This window comes from Acidobacteriota bacterium (assembly GCA_033549365.1).
GTDB lineage: Bacteria > Acidobacteriota > Aminicenantia > Aminicenantales > Saccharicenantaceae > JAWSUF01.
The window spans coordinates 1-535 of the sequence record JAWSUF010000071.1; the positions used below are offsets into that span (position 1 = coordinate 1).

Below are 535 nucleotides of genomic sequence, written 5' to 3' on the forward strand. Positions count from 1 at the left end.
CTTAGCTGACGGTCTGGGCTGTTTCCCTTTCGACTACGAAACTTATCTCCCGCAGTCTGACTGCCGGACTAAAGTCAATGGCATTCGGAGTTTGTCTGAGTTCGGTAACCTGGTAAGGCCCCTAGCCCAAACAGTGCTCTACCTCCATGACTCATCATCCGACGCTAGCCCTAAAGCTATTTCGGGGAGAACAAGCTATCTCCAAGTTCGTTTGGCATATCACCTCTACCCACAGCTCATCCCCTAATTTTGCAACATTAGTGGGTTCGGTCCTCCACTTGCGTTTAAACAAGCTTCACCCTGGCCATGGGTAGATCACTCGGTTTCGGGTCTACGTCCTGCAACTCATGCGCCCTATTCAGACTCGCTTTCGCTGCGGCTTCGTGGCTGAACCACTTAACCTCGCTACAGAACGTAACTCGTTGGCCCGTTCTACAAAAAGTACGCGGCCACACATCACATAGCTAGGCTATGCCATAGTGCTGCCACTGATTGTAAGCATACGGTTTCAGGTTCTATTTCACTCCCCTCCCGG

Annotated in this window: 1 rRNA gene; it reads right to left on the reverse strand. The window is 51.4% G+C overall.

What is annotated here, in order from left to right:
* A 23S ribosomal RNA gene (locus tag SCM96_16105) occupies positions 1–535 on the reverse strand; the annotation flags it as partial.